At 75.7% G+C, this 2,477-nt stretch carries 1 protein-coding gene and 1 pseudogene; both read right to left on the bottom strand.

Annotation, left to right across the window (positions count from 1 at the left end; all coding sequences use genetic code 11):
- Positions 1-879 (bottom strand): serine/threonine-protein kinase (locus tag FM076_RS26600; protein ID WP_173873427.1); only part of this gene is annotated, 879 nt, incomplete at its 3' end.
- A gap of 969 nt (positions 880-1,848) precedes the next feature.
- Positions 1,849-2,477, bottom strand: a pseudogene (locus tag FM076_RS26595) (RICIN domain-containing protein); the annotation flags it as partial.

The following is a 2,477-nucleotide window of genomic DNA, read 5'->3' as shown; positions in this document are numbered from 1 at the left end:
GGCCGGCAGCCAGGGCTCGGCGGCCTCGGAGTCCGTGGCACCCGGGCCCGGCTCGCCCTCCGGGTCGGCCGTCTTGTCCAGGAGCTGTTCCAAGGAGGGGCGTTCGGCCGGGTCCTTGGCCAGACAGGAGGCCACCAGCCCGCGCAACTCCTCGGGGACGCCGTCGAGATCGGGCTCTTCCTGGGTGATGCGGTACATCTGGACGTGCCCGGCGACCCCGGTGCCGCCGAAGGGCGTGTGCCCCGTGGCGGCGAAGGCCAGTACCGAGCCGAGGGAGAAGATGTCGCTGGCCCCGGTCAGCCGGTCTCCGCGTACCTGCTCGGGCGACATGAAGCCGGGCGAGCCGACGACGGCACCGGTCCGGGTCAGCTCCGCGTCGGCGGCGACGGTCTCCAGCGCGCGGGCGATACCGAAGTCGATCACGCGCGGCCCGTCGATGGTGACCAGGATGTTGGAGGGCTTCACGTCGCGGTGGACGAGCCCGGCCTGGTGGATGGCGCCGAGCGCGAGCCCGAGGCGGTTCGCCAGGATGCGCAGGGTGCGCACGGGCAGCGGCGCCTTCCGGCCCGCCACCGCCTCGTTGAGGGGGATGCCCGGTATGTAGCCGGTGGCCACCCACGGCGGGTCGGCCTCGGTGTCGGCGTCCAGCACGGGGGCCGTCCACTCGCCCCCGACCCGGCGCGCCGCGCTGACCTCCTGCTCGAAGCGCTGCCTGAACTCGGCGTGGTCGGCCAGTTCGCGCCGCACCAGCTTGACGGCGACGGTACGGCCGCGCGGGGACTGCGCGAGATAGACGCTGCCCATGCCTCCCTCGCCGAGCCGCCCCAGCAACCGGTACTCGCCGATGCGTTCCGGGTCGTCCGCACGCAGGGACCTCATGTTCACTCCCCCCGACCATGGCCGTCACACGGCAGCCGTCCTCCTGCAGATGGAGAGCGATCGTACGGCCTGTGATCAGCGGACAACCACGCGCGGGCGGCCCGGGGTGCCGCCGACGCGCATTCGACAGGCAAGCTTGCAAGTTTTTCCTGTCGAATTCATACGCGCGGCGTATGGTGCGCAGGACGCGGGGACGTACGCCGTCCACCCCCGCCGGGGACATCCCCGCCGGGGAGCCGGCGCAGCGGTCCGTCGTGGCGCGGATGCCCGGATCGGGACCCACGACCATCGCCGAGCCGGCCCGTGCCGAACTGGTACGGCCGCAGTCCATGCGGGTCACGGTGGGGGCGCTGGAGGAGCGGGGCATCCCTCGCCCGCGGCCCGCACCCGGCCGACGGCCGCCAGGTGGTCCTCGGCCTCACCGAGGAGGGCCGCCGCACGGTGGAGGCGCTGCGCCAAGCCGCGAACAACTGGGTGCCGAGGCCCTCGCGACCCGGTTCGACGCCGGGGAACGGCGCACCCTCGCCGAGGCGGCCGCACCGCTCGGACGCGTGGTGTCCGAGGTCCCCCAGGACCCGGCGGCACCGGGGGGGACCGGCGGCACCGGACGCGGAGTGAGCCGGACGGAGCCCACCGCCCTCGGCTCCCGCCGGGCCCGCACCGCCACCGCCGCACCGCCACCGCCGCGTCGGCCCGGCGTCGGTCCGAGACCGGTACGGGCGGCACCGGGGTCACCGGAACCTGTCCGGGACGTGGCCCGCTCACCCCGCGGACCAGCCCGGACAGCGGCCGGGCCGTCCGGGACGGCCGGTTCCTCTTCTCCCCTCCGAACGACGCGCCGACCATTGAGGCGGGGCGGCGCACCGGGGGACCGGCCGTCCCTCACTCCACGGGGGAGGTGAGGGACGGCCCGGCCGCTCCGCCTCACCGCCGGTCACCCGCCGGCCGCCCGACACGCGGCCGGCGGGTTCACTCGGCGGACTCGACGCGGAACATCTGGTGGCGCTCCCTCGTGCAGGGCTGGGCGACGGCCTCCGTGCCCTTCTCCCCGACGGGCCGCGCGATACCGACGCAGCGGTCCGCCTCGGTACGCAGCGAGACCACCCCCCGTCCCCGTGCGGGTACCACCTCGAACAGGTCGGCGCGGTCGCACGCGTCCCACGGCTCCAGCAGCCCCTTGCCCGGGCCCGGACCGAGGACCTTCAGGCAGCCGGTGCCGAACTCGGGGTGGTGCCACTGGATGCGGTACCGCCCGGTGGCCGCGTCCCACTGCAACTCGGTGATCTGCGGCGGGACCTCGTCGCAGGGGCGCTGGACGGCGACCTGCGAGCCGTAGCGCCCGTCAGGGACGTGACCGTCGGTCAGGCACAGCCGCTCGGCCGTCAGCGGACGCAGGCGGACCGCGCCGCGCGGCACCTCGGCGCCCTTCTCCCGCTCCGCCTTCGTCCCCGCGCGGTCGGCGGACTCGCGGGCGGCGTCCGCCGCGGCGGCCGAGCGGGTCCCCGGGTCCTCGCCCCGGGTGCCGAGCACCCCGGCCGTGGCACCGACCAGCGCCACGACCGCGAGCGGCACCAGCAGCCGGGGCCGCACGAAGCGGC

This window comes from Streptomyces albus subsp. chlorinus (genome assembly GCF_013302895.1).
Lineage (GTDB): Bacteria > Actinomycetota > Actinomycetes > Streptomycetales > Streptomycetaceae > Streptomyces > Streptomyces chlorinus.
The sequence above is the reverse complement of the archived record's forward strand: the minus strand, read 5'-3'. Positions and strand labels throughout refer to the sequence as shown.